An 18,083-nucleotide genomic window follows, 5' to 3' on the forward strand; every position below is an offset into this window, starting at 1 on the left:
GGGGCGTCGATGAGCCTGGAACTGCTGCTCGGCATCTCGGCGGGGGTGCTGCTGCTCGGCGTGCTCGCGGTGCGTGTCTCGGTGCGGCTGGGCCTGCCGTCGCTGCTGCTCTACCTGGGCATCGGCGTGCTGCTGGGCGAGTCGGTCCTGGGCATCCCGTTCGACGACACCGGCCTCACCGAGTCCCTCGGCCTCACCGCGCTCGTGCTGATCCTCACCGAGGGCGGGCTCACCACCCGCTGGTCGGCGGTGCGGCCCGCGCTCGGCCTCGGGCTGCTGCTGTCGACGCTGTCGGTGCTGGTGTCGATCGCGGTCGCGGGCGGCCTGCTGCACCTGCTGCTGGACCTGGAGTGGCGTACCGCGCTGCTGTGGGGCGCGGTGCTGTCCTCCACCGACGCGGCCGCGGTGTTCTCGGTGCTGCGCGGCGTCGCCGTCCCGCAGCGGCTCGCCGGGACGCTCGAGCTGGAGTCCGGGATGAACGACGCGCCGGTGGTGATCGCCGTCGTCGTGCTGGCCGGGACCGAGGCGATCAGCTGGACGACGCCGCTGCTGGTCGTCTACGAGCTCGTGGCGGGCGCCGTCGTCGGGGTGCTCCTCGGGCTGGGCGCGGCCTGGGCGCTGCGTCGCGCCGCGCTGCCCTCCACCGGCCTGTACCCGCTCGCGGCGATCGCCTCGTGCCTGCTCGCGTTCGCGGCCGGGCAGGGCGTGCACGCCTCGGGACTGCTCGCCACCTACTGCGCCGCACTGGTGCTCGGCAACTCCCGGCTGCCGCACCGCGGCGGCGTGGTCTCCTTCGCCGAGGGCACCGGCTGGATCGCTCAGATCGGGCTGTTCGTGCTGCTCGGCCTCTACGCGGTACCCGAGCGGCTGCCCGCCGCGGTGGTGCCCGCGCTGATCTGCGCGGCCGTCGTGCTGCTGGCCGCGCGTCCGCTGTCGGTGGCCGCCGCCGCACTGCCGTTCCGGGTGCCGTGGCGCGAGCAGGCGTTCCTGTCCTGGGCGGGGCTGCGCGGCGCCGTGCCGATCGTGCTCGCCCTCGTCGCGGTCACCGAGGGCGGCGGGCAGAACCAACGCCTGGTCGACGTGGTGTTCGTGCTGGTCGTGCTGCTCACCCTGGTCCAGGGCACCAGCCTGCCGTGGGTGGCGCGGCTGCTCGGGGTGGTCTCGCGCACCGACACCCGCGGGGTCGAGGTCGACGCCGCCCCGCTCGACGAGGTCGACGCCGAGCTGCTGCAGGTGCGGGTGCCACCGGGATCCCGGCTGCACGGGGTCTACCTGCGCGAGCTGCGGCTGCCCCGCGGCGCCACGGTCAGCCTGGTGGTCCGCGACGCCGAGGCGTTCTCCCCGGGCGGGGACACCCGGCTGCGCGAGGGCGACCAGTTCCTGGTCGTCAGCACCCGGGGCAACCGGGAGGACACCGAGCGGCGGATCCGCGACGTCGACCGGGGCGGCAAGCTGGTCCGCTGGCACGAGGGCGGGGGCCGGTCGCGCTGAGCCGTGCGGTGCCCGCCCGGACGTCGGCGTCGGGACGACCCGCATAATCACGGGTGTGAGTGCCGACCCCCCACCGCCCACCGCGCCGATCGACCCCGCCGTACGACGGCGCGGTGTCGCGCTGCTCGCGGGGATCGCCGCGGTGTGGCTGGCACTCGACCTCGTCACCAAGATCGCCGCCGTCGCCGCGCTGGAGGGGGAGCGCCCGGTCACCGTGGTCGACGGGTTCTTCTACCTCACGCTGCTGCGCAACCCGGGCGCCGCCTGGTCCATGGCCACCGGCTACACCTGGGTGCTGACGATCGTGGCCGTGGTCGTCGTCGGCGTGATCATCCGGATCGCGCGGCGGCTCGCCTCGACCGGCTGGGCCATCGGCCTCGGCCTGGTCCTGGGCGGTGCGCTCGGCAACCTGGTCGACCGCTTCTTCCGCGCGCCCGGGCCGATGCGCGGCCACGTCGTGGACATGCTGGCCTTCTTCTCCCCGGACGGGAGCGTCTTCCCCGTGTTCAACATCGCCGACACCGGCATCGTGTGCGGCGGCATCCTGCTGGTGCTGATGGCCGTGCGCGGCATCGAGATCGACGGGAGCCGCGAACGTGGGTGAGGTGCGGAGCATGCCGGTGCCCGACGGGCTGGACGGCATGCGGATCGACGCCGGGCTGTCCCGGCTGCTGGGCCTGTCCCGGACCGTCGTCGCCACCCTGGCCGAGGCCGGGCGCATCTCGGTCGACGGCCGCGAGGCGGGCAAGTCCGACCGGCTGCCGGGCGGGTCGTGGCTGGAGGTCGAGCTGCCCGACGCGCCGGCCCCGGCGGTCATCGAGGGCCCGGCCGAGGTGGTCGCGGGGCTGACGGTGCTGCACTCCGACGACGACATCGTCGTCGTCGACAAGCCGGTCGGGGTGGCCGCGCACCCCTCGCCGGGCTGGACCGGGCCGACCGTGACCGGCGGGCTCGCCGCCCTGGGGTTCCGGCTGTCCACCTCCGGCGCGGCCGAGCGGCAGGGCATCGTGCACCGGCTCGACGTCGGCACCACCGGGGTGATGGTCGTCGCCACCTCCGAGCACGCCTACACCGAGCTCAAGCGGGCCTTCAAGGAACGCACCGTCGACAAGCGCTACCACGCCGTCGTCCAGGGGCACCCGGACCCGTCGTCGGGCACCATCGACGCCCCGATCGACCGGCACCCGCGCCACGACTACCGGTTCGCGGTGATGCAGAGCGGCAAGCCGAGCGTCACCCACTACGACACCATCGAGGCGTTCCGCTCGGCCAGCCTGCTCGACGTGCACCTGGAGACCGGGCGCACCCACCAGATCCGGGTGCACTTCTCCGCGCTGCGCCACCCCTGCGTCGGCGACATCACCTACGGTGCCGACCCGACGCTGGCCAAGCGGGTCGGGCTGTCCCGGCAGTGGCTGCACGCCCGCACGCTCGGGTTCGCCCACCCCGCCGACGGTCGGCACGTCGAGTTCACCAGCCCGTATCCGGCCGACCTCGACGCGGCGCTGGACGTCCTGCGGGACTGAGCGGCGTGAGGGGGCTGAGCACCCGCGCGCTGGTGTGGACCGCCGCGGCGATGGCGGTGGTGTTCCTCGGCGCCGTCTGGGCCGCCGGGTCCGGGCCGTCGGCCGGGCCCCCGGCGGCGACGGGGTCGGTGCGGCTGGGTCCCGACCCGGGGCAGGACGTTGCCGGCTACCTCGCCGGGCTGCCCGCGACGCTGCCCGCGCCGGGGGTGTCCGTGCCCGCGCTCGTGCAGTTCGCCCGCCCGCTGACCCCGTCCGCCGCCGCGACGGCGGGCTCCGGGACGCAGACCACGACCGCGGTGTTCCGGGTGCCCTTCGACCGGGTGCAGACCGCGCTGCGGTTCGAGCCGGTCACCGGCACCGGGGACCCGGGGGCCGCGCTCGGCGTCGCCCGGGAACGGGCCGCGTACGCCGCCGAGGCCGACGCCGACCGGGCCGCCCGCGACGGCGGCGAAGCCGCCGCCCCCGAGGCCCGCGCCGCGCTCGCCCGGCGGGCCGCGGTGGCCGCCGCCGAGGGCCGCGCCCTCGGCGACCCGGGCTGTGCCTGCGTGGTGGCGCTGGTCGTCACCGCCGACCACGCGGCGCTCGACGCCGTCGCCGGGCGCCCCGGGGTCCGGGCGGTGCAGGCCGCCCCGCCCGGCACCACCGCGCCGGAGCTGGCGCTGTCGCCGCTGCTGCCCGAGCAGACGACCTCGGCGAGCCCACCCCCCGACGACGGCCCCGTCCCCTGAGCCGCGCCCGGCTCCGGGCACGACCGGCAGGGCTCCGGTGGACCGGTCAGCCGAGCACACCGCGCTCGCGCAGCACGCGGACGGCCCGGGCGGCGCCCTCCCAGTGGTGGGCGTCCCAGCCGTGCGCGGCGGCGGCGCGGACGTTGTCGACCCGGTCGTCGAAGAACACCACCTGCTCCGGCGCGGTGCCGAACTCGACGTCGGCGCGCCGGTAGATGTCCTGCGACGGCTTCGCGGCCCCGATGTCGGCGGAGAACAGCAGCCGGTCGAAGGGGCTGCTCCAGGCCGCCGCACGCACCGCGGCCGCGAGCCCGCGCGGCGCGTTCGACAGCACCGCCAGGCGCACCCGGGCCCGGGCGAGGTCGGCGATCAGCATCGACGACGACGGCGGCAGCGTCGACCAGAACGTGACGTCGACCCGCTCCGCGGCGTCCAGCCGGGCCCGCTCGGGCGCCAGGCCCAGGTCGGTGCAGACGGCGGTCCAGTAGCGGTCCGCGGGCTCGCCCAGGTCGTGCCGGGGCCGGTGCCGCCAGTAGGGCTCGCGCAGCGCCGGCTCCGACACCCCGAGCACCGCGGCCAGGCGACGCTCGAGCCCCGCGGACGGGACGAGTACCTCGCCGAGGTCGAACACCACCGTGCTCGGCGGCGTCGTCGGCTCGGGGGTGCGGGGCATCGTGGCCCGACCCTAACCCGCCGTCCGGGCCGCCCGCGACACGCCGTCGTCCGCCGTGGACGGCGGGTGAGCAGGACCGACACGCCGACCCCGATCGGGCCCGCCCGCCGTCGCGGGAACCGTCGGACCCCACGGTTACGCTGAGGCCCTCACCGATCCGGTCGGTCCGGACCCGCAGGGTCCACCGGCTCCGGCGAGCGGGCCCCGCCAGGTCCGCGCACCCGGCGCCGTCGTCCCTGCCCGGCCGTGCCGCCGGCCCGGTGTCGGGCACGTCCGCCCCGACGGGCGTGCGCACCATCGTCAGGTCCGCGCCGTCCCAGCGGTGCGGGAGAGGAGCGCGGGACACACATGGGCAGTGCCGGATCCGGGAATCGCTCCTTCGTCCATCTGCACACGCACACCGAGTTCTCGATGCTGGACGGCGCCGCCCGGCTCGACGACCTGTTCTCCGAGGCCGCCAAGCACGAGATGCCGGCCATCGCGATGACCGACCACGGCAACGTGTACGGCGCCTTCGAGTTCTGGCGCAAGGCGAAGGCGCACGACGTCAAGCCGATCATCGGCATGGAGGGCTACCTCGCGCCCGGGTCGCGCCACGAGCGCAAGCGCACCGCGCTGGGCAACGGCAGCGAGAACAACCCCGACCTCATGTACACCCACATGACGCTGCTCGCGGAGAACACGGAGGGGATGCACAACCTCTTCCGGCTCTCCTCGCTGGCCAGCCTCGAGGGGTACTACTACAAGCCGCGTATGGACCGCGAGCTGCTCGAGCAGTACGGCAAGGGCCTGATCGCGACGACCGGCTGCCCGTCCGGCGAGGTCGCCCGCCTGCTGCAGCAGCACGACTTCGACGGCGCCTGCCAGGCCGCGAGCGACTACCGGGACATCTTCGGGAAGGACAACTTCTTCCTGGAGCTGATGGACCACGGCATCGAGATCGAGAAGCGGGTCCAGGAGGACCTGTTCCGGCTCAAGGACAAGCTCGACCTGCCCGGTCTCGCGACGAACGACCTGCACTACACCTACCCGGACGACACCAAGGCGCACGAGGTGCTCCTGTGCGTCCAGACCGGCAAGACCCTCGCCGACCCGAACCGGTTCAAGTTCGACGCGCAGGACTTCTACCTCAAGTCCGCCGCCGAGATGCGCGACCTGTGGGACCCGATCCACCCCGAGGCCTGCGACAACACCCTGCTCGTCGCCGAGCGTTGCAACATCGACTTCACGACCGGCCAGGACCTGCAGCCCAAGGCGCCGGTCCCCGAGGGGGAGACCGAGGAGTCCTGGCTGATCAAGGAGGTCGAGCGGGGGCTGCACATGCGGTTCCCGGACGGCGTCACCGAGCGGTACCGGCAGCAGGCCAACTACGAGGTCGGCGTCATCATCAAGATGGGCTACCCCGGCTACTTCCTGGTGACCGCGGACCTCATCCAGCACGCGAAGTCGGTCGGCATCCGGTGCGGCCCCGGCCGTGGCTCGGCGGCGGGCTCGCTGGTCGCCTACGTCCTGGGCATCACCGACCTCGACCCGATCCGGCACAAGCTGATCTTCGAGCGGTTCCTGAACCCGGACCGCGTCTCGATGCCCGACATCGACATGGACTTCGACGAGCGCCGGCGCGGCGAGATGATCCGCTACGTCACCGAGAAGTACGGCGAGGACCGGATCGCGCAGATCATCACCTACTCCACGATCAAGGCGAAGGCCGCGATCAAGGACTCGGCGCGGGTGCTGTTCGGTCAGCCGGGCTACTCCGTGGCCGACCGCATCTCCAAGGCGATGCCGCCCGCGGTGATGGGCAAGGACATCCCGCTGTCGGGGATCTTCGACCCGTCGCACAAGCGGTACTCCGAGGCGACCGAGGTCCGCGCCCTCTACGAGGCGGACCCGCAGGTCAAGGAGATCGTCGACACCGCGCGGGGTCTCGAGGGGCTGAAGCGGCAGTGGGGTGTGCACGCCGCGGGCGTGATCATGTCCTCGACACCGCTGATCGACGTGATCCCGATCCAGCGCCGCGAGTCCGACGGCGCGATCATCACGCAGTTCGACATGGGCGTCTGCGAGACCATCGGTCTGCTGAAGATGGACTTCCTGGGGCTGCGCAACCTCACCATCCTCGACGACGCCCTGGAGAACATCGAGCTCAACGGCAAGCCCGCCGTCGACCTGGACAAGGTGGAGCTCGACGACCGGAAGACCTACGAGCTGCTCTCCCGTGGGGACACCCTCGGCGTGTTCCAGCTCGACGGCGGCCCGATGCGGGACCTGCTGCGCCGCATGGCACCCAGCGAGTTCGAGCACATCTCCGCGGTCGGCGCGCTGTACCGCCCGGGCCCGATGGGCGCGAACGCGCACAACGACTACGCCGACCGCAAGAACGGCCGGCAGGAGATCACGCCGATCCACCCGGAGCTGGCCGAGCCGCTCAAGGACGTCCTCGGCGAGACCTTCGGCCTGATCGTCTACCAGGAACAGGTCATGTCCATCGCGCAGGTGCTGGCGGGCTACACGCTCGGCCAGGCGGACCTGCTCCGTCGCGCGATGGGCAAGAAGAAGAAGGAGATCCTGGACAAGGAGTACGCCGGCTTCGCCCAGGGTATGAAGGACAACGGCTACTCCGCCGCCGCGGTCAAGACGCTCTGGGACATCCTGCTCCCGTTCTCCGACTACGCCTTCAACCGCGCCCACTCCGCCGCCTACGGCGTGGTGTCGTACTGGACGGCCTACCTCAAGGCGAACTACCCGGCCGAGTACATGGCCGGCGTGCTCACCTCGGTGCGCGACGACAAGGACAAGGCCGCCGTCTACCTGGCCGAGTGCCGCCGGATGGGCATCACGGTCCTCCCGCCCGACGTCAACGACTCGGTGCGCAACTTCGCCCCGGTCGGTGACGACATCCGCTTCGGCCTCGGCGGCATCCGCAACGTCGGGCACAACGTCGTCGACGCGATCGTCGCCGCGCGGCGGGAGAAGGGGAACTTCGTCGACTTCTCCGACTTCCTGCGCAAGGTCGACGCGGTGGTCTGCAACAAGAAGGTCGTCGAGTCGCTGATCAAGGCGGGCGCGTTCGACTCGCTCGGGCACTCCCGCAAGGGCCTGCTGCTGGTGCACGCCGACGCCATCGACGCGGTGATGAGCACCAAGAAGGCCGCCTCGCTGGGGCAGTTCGACCTGTTCGGCTCGCTGGACGGACCCGGCGACGGCGACGACGGCGGTCTCGGCGGGATCTTCGACGTGAAGGTCCCCGACGAGGAGTGGGACACCAAGCACAAGCTCGCCGTCGAGCGGGAGATGCTCGGTCTGTACGTGTCCGGGCACCCGCTGCAGGGCCTCGAGCAGGCACTGGCGGCGAAGTCGGACACCTCGATCGCCGACATCGTCGAGGGCTCGGTCGCCGAGGGGGCGCAGGTCACCGTCGGCGGCATCCTCGCCAACGTGAACCGCCGAGTGAACAAGAACGGCGAGCCGTGGGCGTCGGCGCAGATCGAGGACCTCGCCGGCGGCATCGAGGTGCTGTTCTTCCCGCGGGCCTACCAGGTGGTCGGCGTGGACGTCGCCGAGGACGCGATCGTGCTGGTCAAGGCGCGGGTGAACAAGCGCGACGACCGCGTGTCGCTGATCGCGAACGACCTCGCGGTGCCCGAGCTCGCCACCGGCGAGGCCGGGCTGCCGATCCGGGTCAGCCTGCGCACCGACCAGTGCACCCCCGAGCGCGTGGCGAAGCTCAAGGAGGTGCTGACCCACCACCCCGGCACCTCCGAGGTGCACCTGACCCTGGTCTACGGCAGCAAGACGACCGCGCTGCGCCTGGACGACTCGCTCAAGGTCATGCACACCTCGGCGCTGATGGGCGACCTGAAGACGCTGCTCGGCCCCGGCTGCCTCGGCGGCTGACCCCCCGGCGGCCCCCTCCGCGGTGTCGCGTGGCGAACTGCGGCGTCGGGTGGCGACCTGCGGTGTCGCGTGGCGACCGCCGGGCGGGGTGCCGCGCGACGGGACGGGTCGCCGCGCCGTGGTGCGGGGTCCGCGGTGCCCGGGTGGCTCAGGCCCGGCGGGCCAGGCCGGCCCAGGTGGCGCGGGCGGGGGCGTCCCAGCGCTCGTGCAGGGTGGTGAACAGCTCGGTGGCACGGGACCCGGCCCAGTGCTCGGGCAGCAGCTCGGCCGGCAGCTCGGGGTCGAGGAACGGGAAGCGGCGCCAGGCGTGGACCAGCCGGACCTGGCGGGCGAGGACGTCGCAGCCGTCGTCGGCGTGCGGGTCCGGGGTGGCGGGGCCGGAGGCCGGGTCGAGGTGGGGGCCGAACTCGTCGAGGAACTCCGAGTAGGCCCGCTCGACGACGTCGAGGTCCCAGGCCTGGGCGACGATGTCGTCGGCGCGGCCGATCCCGCCGTAGTGCCCGACGAAGGAGTAGCCGGACCCGGCGAGGTCGAGCTCGTCGAGCACCGCCGCCACCCGCTCCTCCTTCCCGGGATCCGGGCTGACCCACACCCCGGGGGCGGGGGAGCCCAGTCCGGCCCAGGCCAGACGGGTGCGCAGCCGGTGGCGCAGGCGTCGGCGGGACTCCGGGACCGACGCCAGCAGCACCAGCCAGCGGCCGTCCCAGCCGGTGGCCGGGCGTCCGAAGCCGTAGATGCGGGCGGCCCCGTCGGACAGCAGCTCCGACCCGGCGGGGGTGAGCGACCAGCGGACCCGGCGCCCGTCGCGGTCGGAAGTCAGCAGCCCCTCGCCCGCGGTACGGGCCAGCGCCTGGCGGGCCGACTTGGCCTCCACCCCGAGCGCGCCGAGCACGTCGAGCAGCGCCCGTGTCCAGACCGGCTCACCGGCCGGGAGGACGAACTCGCCCAGCACGGTGAGCAGCAGCGATCGGGCGGAGGTCTGCCCGAGCTCGCGACGGCGCAGGGCCGACCCGTCGGGCCCCTCCGGCTCGTACACGGAGTCGGGCGTGGCCATGGTCGGGCCAGCGTAGAGGGTCGGGACTAGCGTGGGTGTCCGTGACCACCGCAGGCCCCGGGCGTGTCCCGGACCCGACCCGCTCCGGATCCCCGCTCGACACGTCGGCACTGCTCGCCACCGACCGGGAACACGTCTGGCACCCCTACGCGCCGATGCCGGCGACCCGGGCACCCCTCGTCGTCGACTCCGCGCAGGGGGTGCGGCTCCGGCTGCCCGACGGCCGCGAGCTGGTCGACGGGATGTCGTCGTGGTGGTCGGCGATCCACGGCTACCGGCACCCGCGGCTCGACGCGGCGGTACGCGACCAGCTCGGCCGGATGAGCCACGTCATGTTCGGCGGCCTGACCCACGGCCCGGCCGTCGACCTGGCCCGGTTGCTGGTCGAGGTCAGCCCCGAGGGGCTCGAGCACGTGTTCCTCGCCGACTCCGGCTCGGTGTCGGTCGAGGTCGCCATCAAGATGTGCCTGCAGTACTGGCGTTCCCGCGGCCGTCCCGGCAAGCACCGGCTGATGACGTGGCGGCGCGGCTACCACGGTGACACCTTCGGCGCGATGAGCGTCTGCGACCCCGACGGCGGCATGCACTCGCTCTGGTCCGACGTGCTCCCGCAGCAGGTGTTCGCCGACGCCCCGCCGGAGGACTTCACCCACGACTACGTCGCCCACCTCGCCGAGCTCGTCGAGACCCACGCCGACGAGCTGGCGGCGGTCGTCGTCGAACCGGTGGTGCAGGGCGCCGGGGGGATGCGCTTCCACGACCCCCGCTACCTGCACGTGCTGCGCGAGCTGTGCCACGCCCACGACGTGCTGCTCGTGTTCGACGAGATCGCCACCGGCTTCGGCCGCACCGGCGAGCTGTTCGCCGCCGACCACGCCGCCGTCGCCCCGGACGTGATGTGCGTCGGCAAGGCGCTCACCGGCGGCTACCTGACGATGGCCGCGACCCTGTGCAGCACCCGGGTGGCCCGCGGCATCACCGACGGCGAGGCCGGCGTGCTCATGCACGGGCCGACGTTCATGGGCAACCCGCTCGCCGCGGCCGTCGCGCACGCCTCGGTGTCGCTGCTGCTCGAGCGCGACTGGCGCCGTGAGGTGAAGGGCGTCGCCGCCGGGCTGCGCGCCGGGCTGGCTCCCGCACGGTCGCTGCCGGGGGTGCGCGAGGTCCGGATCCTGGGCGCGATCGGCGTCGTCGAGATGGCCGACGAGGTCGACGTCCCCGCGTCGACGGCCGCGGCCGTGCTCGCCGGGGTCTGGCTGCGTCCCTTCCGCAACCTCGTCTACGCGATGCCGCCGTTCGTCAGCACCCGCGAGGACGTCGCGTTGATCGCCGCCGGCATGCGGGCGGCAGTCCTTGCGGGGCAGCGTGAGCCGTCGCCGGAACGGCGCTGAGCGGGTGAGCCGGATCACCGATCCGGTGGAATCCGGCGTGATCCACCTCACGTTACACGGAGGTGTACGGCGCTGACCGGGCGTTTCGTCGTGGGCGTCCGAAACGATGAGAAGCGCTCTCATCATGATCCGTTTCCGTGGTCGGAGTGAAACGGTGTCGACCGCTCGCATTCGTGCGATCGGACGCACCCGCTCCGCCGTTCGCGCGTCGCGCGACCGCCCTGTCCGACCGCACCGTCGCGGTCCGGCGCCCCCCACGGACCGACACGGAGGATCCGGTGCCCACGCACAGTCACTCCAGCAACACCCGCACCACCAGCACCGCGGAACGCGGGGTGGAGGACCACGAGCACGCCCCGGCCGAGTCCGGCCGGGGTGAGCACTCGCCGCCGGGCGGCTCCTGGTTCGGCCGTACGTTCCCGCACGCCCGGGCGGACCTGTCCGCCTCGATCGTCGTGTTCCTCGTGGCGGTGCCCCTCTCGCTGGGCATCGCCGTCGCCTCCGGCGCCCCGATCCTGGCCGGCCTCATCGCCGCCGTCGTCGGTGCCGTCGTCGCCGGTCTGCTCGGCGGCTCCAAGCTCCAGGTCTCCGGGCCCGCCGCGGGTCTGACCGTCATCGTCGCCGAGCTGGTCAACACCTTCGGCTGGCAGGTCACCACCCTGATCACCGCCGGCGCGGGTGTCCTGCAGATCGTCTTCGGGCTCACCCGGCTGTCCCGGTTCGCCCAGGCCATCCCGCCCGCCGTCGTGCACGGCATGCTCGCGGGCATCGGCGCCACCATCGCCCTCGGCCAGCTCAACGTGGTGCTGGGCGGTCAGGCGCAGACCGGTGGGGTCAACTCGATCACCGCGCTGCCCGGTGCGGTCGCGAACCTGTCCTGGCCCGCGCTGATGCTCGGCGGCATCGTCATCGCGATCATGCTGACCTGGAACCGGCTGCCCGCGAGGCTGACCGTCGTCCCGGCGGCGCTGGTCGCGATCGTCACGGCCACCGCCGTCTCCCTCGCCTTCGGCGACGTCGTCCGGGTGCAGCTGGGGGGCTCGCTCCTGGACGCCCTGTCGCTGCCCGCGCTGCCGGAGTCGGACTGGGGCGGCGTGCTGTTCGGCATGCTGACCATCGCGCTGATCGCGAGCGTCGAGTCGCTGCTGTCCGCCGTCGCGGTGGAGCGCATGAAGCCCGGCACCCGCACCGACACCGACCGGGAGCTGCTCGGCCAGGGCGCGGCCAACACCGTCTCCGGAATGATCGGCGGTCTGCCCATCACCGGCGTGATCGTCCGGTCCGCCGCGAACGTCAAGGCCGGTGCCGAGACCCGCGCCTCGGCGGTGCTGCACGGCGTCTGGATCGCGCTGTTCGCGATCGTGCTGATCGGCGTCATCGAGCTCATCCCGATGGCGGCGCTGGCCGGCCTGCTGGTGATGATGGGTGTCGGACTGATCAAGCCGGCCGAGATCCGCACCGCCCGTCAGCACGGTGAGCTGGCCATCTACGCGGCCACCCTGCTCGGCGTCGTGTTCCTGAACCTGCTCGAGGGCGTCGTCATCGGCCTGGTCCTGGCCGGGCTGATGCTGCTCTGGCGTGCCGTCCGGTCCCGCCCGCACCTGGAGCAGGCCGACGACGGCAGCTGCGAGCTCGTCGTCGAGGGCTCGCTGAGCTTCCTGGCGGTGCCGCGGCTGTCCCGGGAGCTCAACGCGGTCCCGCGCGGCTGCGACGTCACCGTCCGGCTGGTCACCGACTACCTCGACCACGCCGCCTACGACCACCTGCTCGCCTGGAAGGCCCGCCACGAGGGCACCGGCGCCACCGTGACCGTCATCGAGCCCGAGCAGGCCCGTCGCGCCACGACCCCCGGCGCCGGGTTCCTGACCTGGGGTGAGTGGCAGGGTCGCGAGACCGACCAGGATGCGTCGGGGACGCTGATGGCCGGTGTCGCCGCCTACCACGACAACACCTCCGAGGCGATCCTCCCGACCATGACCGGGCTCGCGGACGGGCAGTCCCCGTCCGCGATGATGATCACCTGCGCCGACTCCCGGGTGCTGCCCCACGTCATCACCCACAGCGGCCCGGGTGACGTGTTCACCGTGCAGAACGTCGGCAACCTCGTCGTCGGCCCCGGCACCGCCGCCGCGGTCGAGTTCGCCACCGGCACCCTCGACGTCCCGATCGTCGCCGTCTGCGGCCACTCCGGCTGCGGGGCGATGCAGGGGCTGCTCGCCGGCGCCGCGAGCGGGGACTCCGCGCTCGGCCAGTGGCTGCGCGAGGCACGGCCGGTGCTGCGGGCCTACGAGACCGGGCACCCGGTCGCGGTGGCCGCCGCCCGCGACGGCTTCGGCGAGGCCGACCAGCTGGCCATGGTGAACGTCGCGATGCAGCTGGAGATGCTGCGGGCCCAGGACTCCGGCGCCGAGGTGCTGGGTCTGTTCTACGACATCCGTAGCGCCCGCGTGCTCGTCCTCGACGAGGCGGCGGACCGGTTCGTCGAGCCGCGCGCCGACCTCGGCGACGGGGGCTCGGACCTCGACCGGATCGCGGCCGGGCACGGGCACGGTGCCAGCGCCGCCGCCCGCCGGCTGCTGAAGGTCTGAGCCGGCGCATCCGGGAACAATCCGCCCCCACGACGTCGTTGAAGACCGTATGGCCACCGTGGAACTGACCACCGACAACTTCGACGACGTCGTGGGCGCGCCCGGGACGACCGTGCTCATCGACTTCTGGGCGTCCTGGTGCGGGCCGTGCACCCAGTTCGCCCCCGTGTACGACGCCGCCTCCGACAAGCACCAGGACGTGACCTTCGGCAAGGTCGACACCGAGGCCCAGCAGGCGCTGGCCGGTGCGTTCGGGATCTCCTCGATCCCGACCGTGATGGCCGTCCGCGACGGCGTGGTGCTCTACTCCGAGCCGGGCGCGCTGCCGGCCGAGGCCCTCGAGGACCTCATCGGCCAGGTGAAGGCGGTCGACATGGACGAGGTCCGTGCCGCCGTCGCCGAGCAGGAGAAGCAGCAGGGCGAGGCCCCGCAGGCCTGACCCGGCCCGCACGACCCCCGGAGCCCCGCACACCTACGGGTGGGCGGGGCTCCGTCGTGCCTAGGGTGTGGGGGTGACCGGTCCCGACCCGACGCCGCCCGGATCCCGCCCGCTGGCCTGGCTCGACCACCACGCCCGTGCCCGCACCGAGGCCGGTCTGCGCCGCAGGCTGTCCCCGCGTCCGGCCGACCCCGCGGGCGGACCCGCGCTCGACCTCGCCGGCAACGACTACCTCGGGCTCTCGACCGACCCGCGGGTCCTCGACGGGGCGACGGCGGCGCTGCGCACCTGGGGCGCGGGCGCCACCGGGTCGCGGCTGGTCACCGGCTCGACCGCGCTGCACGCCGAGCTGGAGGCCGAGCTCGCCGCGTTCTGCGGCCACGACGACGCCCTGGTGTTCTCCTCCGGCTACACCGCCAACCTCGGCGTCGTCACCGCGCTCACCGGCCCCGGCGCGCTGATCGTGTCCGACGCCGCGGCGCACGCCTCCCTGGTCGACGCCTGCCGTCTCGCGCGGGCCCGGGTGGTCGTGACGCCGCACGGCGACGTCGAAGCCGTCGACGCCGCGCTGGCCGCGCGCACCGAGTCCCGCGCACTGGTCGTCACCGACTCGGTCGGCTCCGCCGACGGCGACCTGGCCCCGCTCGCCGCGCTGCACCGGGTCTGCCGGGCCCGCGGCGCCGTGCTGCTCGCCGACGAGGCCCACGGCCTCGGGGTCCGCGGCCCCGGCGGGCGCGGGCTGCTCGCCGAGATCGGGCTGGCCGGGGCGGACGACGTCGTCGCCACCGTGACCCTGTCCAAGGCGCTCGGCAGCCAGGGCGGCGCGGTGCTCGGCCCGGCCGCGGTCATCGCGCACCTGGTCGACTCGGCCCGCCCGTTCATCTTCGACACCGGGCTCGCGCCCGCCGCGACGGGAGCGGCGCTGGCCGCCCTGCGGGTGCTCGCCTGCGAGCCCGAGCGGGCCGCGGAGGTGCTGCGCACCGCGGGGGTGCTCGCCGCCGCCTGCGACGCGGCGGTACCGGTGTCGGCGGTCGTCCCGGTGGTGCTGGGCGAGCCCGGACCCGCGGTCGCGGCGGCCGCGGCCTGCCTGCGGCGCGGGCTGCGGGTGGGCTGCTTCCGGCCGCCGTCGGTCCCGCCGGGCACGTCCCGGCTGCGGCTCACCGCCCGGGCCGGGCTGACCGGGGCGCAGCTGTCGTTCGCGACCGGTGTGCTCGCCGGTGTGCTCGCCGACGCCCGGACCGGGGCCCCGGCGTGACCGGGCGGTTCGTGGTCGTGACCGGCACCGGTACCGGGGTGGGCAAGACCGTCGCCACCGCCGCGCTGGCCGCCGTCGCGGTCGCGGCGGGGGAGCGGGTCGCGGTGCTCAAGCCCGCCCAGACCGGGGTCGGCCCGGACGACCCCGGCGACGTCGACGAGGTCGCCCGCCTCGTGCCCGGGGTCACCACCCGGGAGCTGGCCCGCTACCCCGACCCGCTGGCCCCGGCGACCGCGGCCCGGCGCTGCGGCGCGGCTGCGGTGACCCCGGAGCAGGCCGTGGCGACCGCGCGGACGCTGGCCGACCACCACGACCTCGTCCTCGTCGAGGGGGCGGGCGGGCTGCTCGTCCGGTTCACCGACGACGGCGGGACCCTCGCCGACGTCGCCCGGCTGCTCGACGCCCCGGTCGTGGTGGTCGCAGCGGCCGGCCTCGGGACGCTCAACCACACCGAGCTCACCGTCGAGGCGCTCCGGGCGCGCAGCCTGACCTGCGCGGGGATCGTGATCGGGGCCTGGCCCGCGACACCCGACCTGGCCGAGCGCTGCAACCTCCAGGACCTGCCGATGATCACCAGGGTGCTGGTCCGCGGCCTGCTGCCCGAGGGCCTCGGACGGGTGACACCGGACCGTTTCGCCGCGGTGGCCCGGGACACACTGGGGCCGATCCAGCTGGGTGACTGGCAGGATCCACGGGCATGACGACCGCCCGGACCGACGTCCTCACCGTCGCGCGCGACCAGGTCCTCGCCCAGGGCAGCGGCCTCACCGTCGCCCAGGTGCGCGAGGTGCTCGACCTCCCCGACGACCGTCTCGACGACCTGCTCGAGCTCGCCCACGAGGTGCGGATGCGCTGGTGCGGGCCCGACGTCGAGGTCGAGGGGATCATCTCGCTCAAGACCGGCGGCTGTCCCGAGGACTGCCACTTCTGCTCCCAGTCGGGGCTGTTCGCCTCGCCGGTCCGCTCGGCGTGGCTGGACATCCCGATGCTCGTCGAGGCGGCCAAGCAGACCGCCAAGACCGGGGCCACCGAGTTCTGCATCGTCGCCGCGGTGCGCGGCCCGGACGAGCGGCTGATGGCGCAGGTCGCCGCGGGCGTCCAGGCGATCCGCGACGAGCTCGACATCAACATCGCCTGCTCGCTCGGCATGCTGTCCCAGGAGCAGGTCGACGCGCTCGCCGCCATGGGGGTGCACCGCTACAACCACAACCTCGAGACCGCCCGCAGCCACTTCCCGAACGTGGTCACCACGCACACCTGGGAGGAGCGCTGGGAGACCCTGCGCATGGTGCGCGAGGCCGGGATGGAGGTGTGCTGCGGCGGGATCGTCGGCATGGGCGAGACGCTCGACCAGCGCGCCGAGTTCGCCGGGCAGCTCGCCGAGCTGGAGCCCGACGAGGTGCCGCTGAACTTCCTCAACCCGCGCCCGGGCACCCCGTTCGGCGACCTGGAGCCGATGTCCGGGCCGGACGCGCTGCGCACCGTCGCCGCCTTCCGGCTGGCCCTGCCGCGCACCATCCTGCGCTTCGCCGGCGGTCGCGAGATCACCCTCGGCGACCTGGGTGCCCGCAGGGGCCTGCTCGGCGGGATCAACGCCGTCATCGTCGGGAACTACCTGACGACGCTCGGCCGCCCGGCCGAGTCCGACATCGACCTGCTCGGCGAGCTGGAGATGCCGATCAAGGCCCTCAACGAGACGCTGTGACGGCCCCGGTGGGCACGCCGACCCGCGAGGACGGGGGCCCGTACTGCGACCAGTGCGGGGCACCGGACTCCGTGGCCGGGCACGACCGGTGCGCGGCGCGCCGCGAGCTGGAGCCGCCGCGGTTCTGCCCGGCCTGCGCACGGCGGATGGTCGTGCAGGTGGACCCGGTCGGCTGGCGGGCCCGCTGCAGCCGGCACGGCGAGCGCACCTCGTCCTGACCCGCACCGTCCCGGTCCTGCGGTGCGCAGGGCCGGGACGCGGCCGGGCCGGGTGTGGTCAGGGCTTGATGAGGACCTTCAGCGCCTCGCGGTCGTTCATCGCGCGGTAGCCGTCGGGGACCTCGTCCAGACCGATGGTGCGGTCGAACACCCGGCCGGGCTGGATGCGGCCCTCCAGCACGTCGGGCAGCAGCTCCTCGATGTAGGCGCGCGCCGGGGCGACGCCGCCGTGCACGCCGACGTTGCGCATGAACGAACCGACGCCCAGCGGGATGTCGGAGTACTGCGAGACGCCCACGCGGCCGACCAGTCTGCCGTCCTTGGTGACCTCGATGGCGGTGCGGATCGCCTCGACGTAGCCGACGCACTCCAGCGCGGTGTCCACGCCGTCGCCCCCGGTCAGCTCGCGCACCTTCTCGATCGCCTCGTCGCCGCGCTCGGGCACGACATCGGTGGCGCCGAACTCGCGTCCCAGGTCGGTCCGGTCGGTGTGCCTGCCGAGCAGGATGATCCGCTCGGCACCGAGGCGCTTCGCCGCGAGCACCGCGGACAGCCCGACCGCGCCGTCGCCGACGACGGCCACGGTGTCCCCGCGCCGCACCCGTGCCGAGACGGCCGCGTGGTGGCCGGTGGAGAACACGTCGGACAGCGTGAGCATGGACGCGAGCAGCGCGTCGTCCGGCTCGCCGGGCATCGGGACCAGGGTGCCGTCGGCGAACGGGACGCGCACCGCCTCGCCCTGGCCGCCGTCGGTGCCGTCGGAGCCCCAACCACCGCCGTGCCGACACGAGGTCTGCAGCCCCTGCGCGCAGAAGTCGCAGGTGTTGTCGGCCCACACGAACGGTGCGACGACGAGCTGGCCCGGCGTCCGGTTCCGCACGCCGGACCCGACCTCCTCGACCACGCCGAGGAACTCGTGCCCGCTGCGGTTGCCCTCGGCGGAGGTCTCCGCCGCGTTGTACGGCCACAGGTCGCTGCCGCAGATGCACGAGCGCAGGACGCGCACGATCGCATCGGTGTCGTCACGGATGACCGGGTCCGGTACGTCGGACGAGACCCGGATGTCGTGCTTGCCGTGGATCAGAGTCGCCTTCATGCCGGTCGGCTTCCCGTATGCG

Annotated in this window: 15 protein-coding genes; 12 read left to right on the forward strand and 3 right to left on the reverse strand. The window is 73.8% G+C overall.

Translation table 11 applies throughout. The annotated features are described in order from the left end of the window. Window positions 1-9: 9 nt before the first annotated feature. From KPF47_RS01950 to KPF47_RS01965, 4 genes are read left to right on the forward strand one after another with little or no spacing between them, the layout of a single operon-like run. Window positions 10-1,491: a potassium/proton antiporter gene (locus KPF47_RS01950; protein WP_224386462.1), complete on the forward strand. Its 1,482-nt coding sequence runs from the start codon at window positions 10-12 to the stop codon at window positions 1,489-1,491. A gap of 55 nt (window positions 1,492-1,546) precedes the next feature. Beyond that, entirely contained in the window at window positions 1,547-2,095 is a 549-nt protein-coding gene (gene lspA / locus KPF47_RS01955; RefSeq protein WP_224386463.1) for a signal peptidase II, read from the forward strand. A 10-nt stretch (window positions 2,096-2,105) separates the two neighbouring features. Next, window positions 2,106-3,017 carry an RluA family pseudouridine synthase gene (locus KPF47_RS01960; protein ID WP_224386464.1) on the forward strand — a complete coding sequence of 304 codons (912 nt, stop codon included), beginning with the start codon at window positions 2,106-2,108 and terminating at the stop codon, window positions 3,015-3,017. 5 nt (window positions 3,018-3,022) lie between these two features. Continuing rightward, window positions 3,023-3,745: a hypothetical protein gene (locus KPF47_RS01965; RefSeq protein WP_224386465.1), complete on the forward strand. Its 723-nt coding sequence runs from the start codon at window positions 3,023-3,025 to the stop codon at window positions 3,743-3,745. A gap of 46 nt (window positions 3,746-3,791) precedes the next feature. On the opposite strand, the gene KPF47_RS01970 is transcribed toward KPF47_RS01965, so the two are convergent. Next, a complete protein-coding gene (locus KPF47_RS01970; protein WP_224386466.1) occupies window positions 3,792-4,418 on the reverse strand; it encodes an HAD-IA family hydrolase in 627 nt (208 codons plus the stop codon). A gap of 348 nt (window positions 4,419-4,766) precedes the next feature. Here KPF47_RS01970 and dnaE point away from each other — a divergent pair, with 348 nt between their 5' ends. Then, a complete protein-coding gene (gene dnaE / locus KPF47_RS01975) occupies window positions 4,767-8,315 on the forward strand; it encodes a DNA polymerase III subunit alpha (RefSeq protein ID WP_224386467.1) in 3,549 nt (1,182 codons plus the stop codon). A 148-nt stretch (window positions 8,316-8,463) separates the two neighbouring features. On the opposite strand, the gene KPF47_RS01980 is transcribed toward dnaE, so the two are convergent. Further along, window positions 8,464-9,369, reverse strand: coding sequence for a PaaX family transcriptional regulator C-terminal domain-containing protein (locus KPF47_RS01980; protein WP_224386468.1), 906 nt, complete (start codon window positions 9,367-9,369; stop codon window positions 8,464-8,466). 110 nt (window positions 9,370-9,479) lie between these two features. Here KPF47_RS01980 and KPF47_RS01985 point away from each other — a divergent pair, with 110 nt between their 5' ends. The 7 genes from KPF47_RS01985 (at window position 9,480) to KPF47_RS02015 (ending at window position 16,965) form a co-directional block, all read left to right on the forward strand. Continuing rightward, window positions 9,480-10,760, forward strand: a complete 1,281-nt coding sequence (locus tag KPF47_RS01985; RefSeq protein ID WP_255658955.1) for an adenosylmethionine--8-amino-7-oxononanoate transaminase — start codon at window positions 9,480-9,482, stop codon at window positions 10,758-10,760. A 278-nt stretch (window positions 10,761-11,038) separates the two neighbouring features. Then, window positions 11,039-13,348 carry a bifunctional SulP family inorganic anion transporter/carbonic anhydrase gene (locus KPF47_RS01990; RefSeq protein ID WP_224386470.1) on the forward strand — a complete coding sequence of 770 codons (2,310 nt, stop codon included), beginning with the start codon at window positions 11,039-11,041 and terminating at the stop codon, window positions 13,346-13,348. A gap of 49 nt (window positions 13,349-13,397) precedes the next feature. Further along, window positions 13,398-13,787 carry a co-chaperone YbbN gene (locus KPF47_RS01995; RefSeq protein WP_224386471.1) on the forward strand — a complete coding sequence of 130 codons (390 nt, stop codon included), beginning with the start codon at window positions 13,398-13,400 and terminating at the stop codon, window positions 13,785-13,787. Window positions 13,788-13,860: 73 nt separating this feature from the next. Continuing rightward, window positions 13,861-15,042: an 8-amino-7-oxononanoate synthase gene (locus KPF47_RS02000; RefSeq protein ID WP_224386472.1), complete on the forward strand. Its 1,182-nt coding sequence runs from the start codon at window positions 13,861-13,863 to the stop codon at window positions 15,040-15,042. Next, window positions 15,039-15,743, forward strand: a complete 705-nt coding sequence (gene bioD, locus KPF47_RS02005) for a dethiobiotin synthase (RefSeq protein ID WP_224386473.1) — start codon at window positions 15,039-15,041, stop codon at window positions 15,741-15,743. The genes KPF47_RS02000 and bioD overlap by 4 nt, the downstream gene beginning before the upstream one ends. Continuing rightward, window positions 15,740-16,747, forward strand: coding sequence for a biotin synthase BioB (gene bioB, locus KPF47_RS02010; RefSeq protein WP_224386474.1), 1,008 nt, complete (start codon window positions 15,740-15,742; stop codon window positions 16,745-16,747). The genes bioD and bioB overlap by 4 nt, the downstream gene beginning before the upstream one ends. Further along, a complete protein-coding gene (locus KPF47_RS02015) occupies window positions 16,744-16,965 on the forward strand; it encodes a hypothetical protein (RefSeq protein ID WP_224386475.1) in 222 nt (73 codons plus the stop codon). The genes bioB and KPF47_RS02015 overlap by 4 nt, the downstream gene beginning before the upstream one ends. Window positions 16,966-17,023: 58 nt before the next feature. Here the strand turns inward: KPF47_RS02015 and KPF47_RS02020 are convergent, their stop codons facing one another. Next, window positions 17,024-18,061, reverse strand: coding sequence for a zinc-dependent alcohol dehydrogenase family protein (locus tag KPF47_RS02020; protein ID WP_224386476.1), 1,038 nt, complete (start codon window positions 18,059-18,061; stop codon window positions 17,024-17,026). Window positions 18,062-18,083 lie beyond the last annotated feature (22 nt).

Origin of the sequence: Pseudonocardia sp. ICBG1293, assembly GCF_020131355.1 — a bacterium.
Taxonomy (GTDB): Bacteria; Actinomycetota; Actinomycetes; order Mycobacteriales; family Pseudonocardiaceae; genus Pseudonocardia.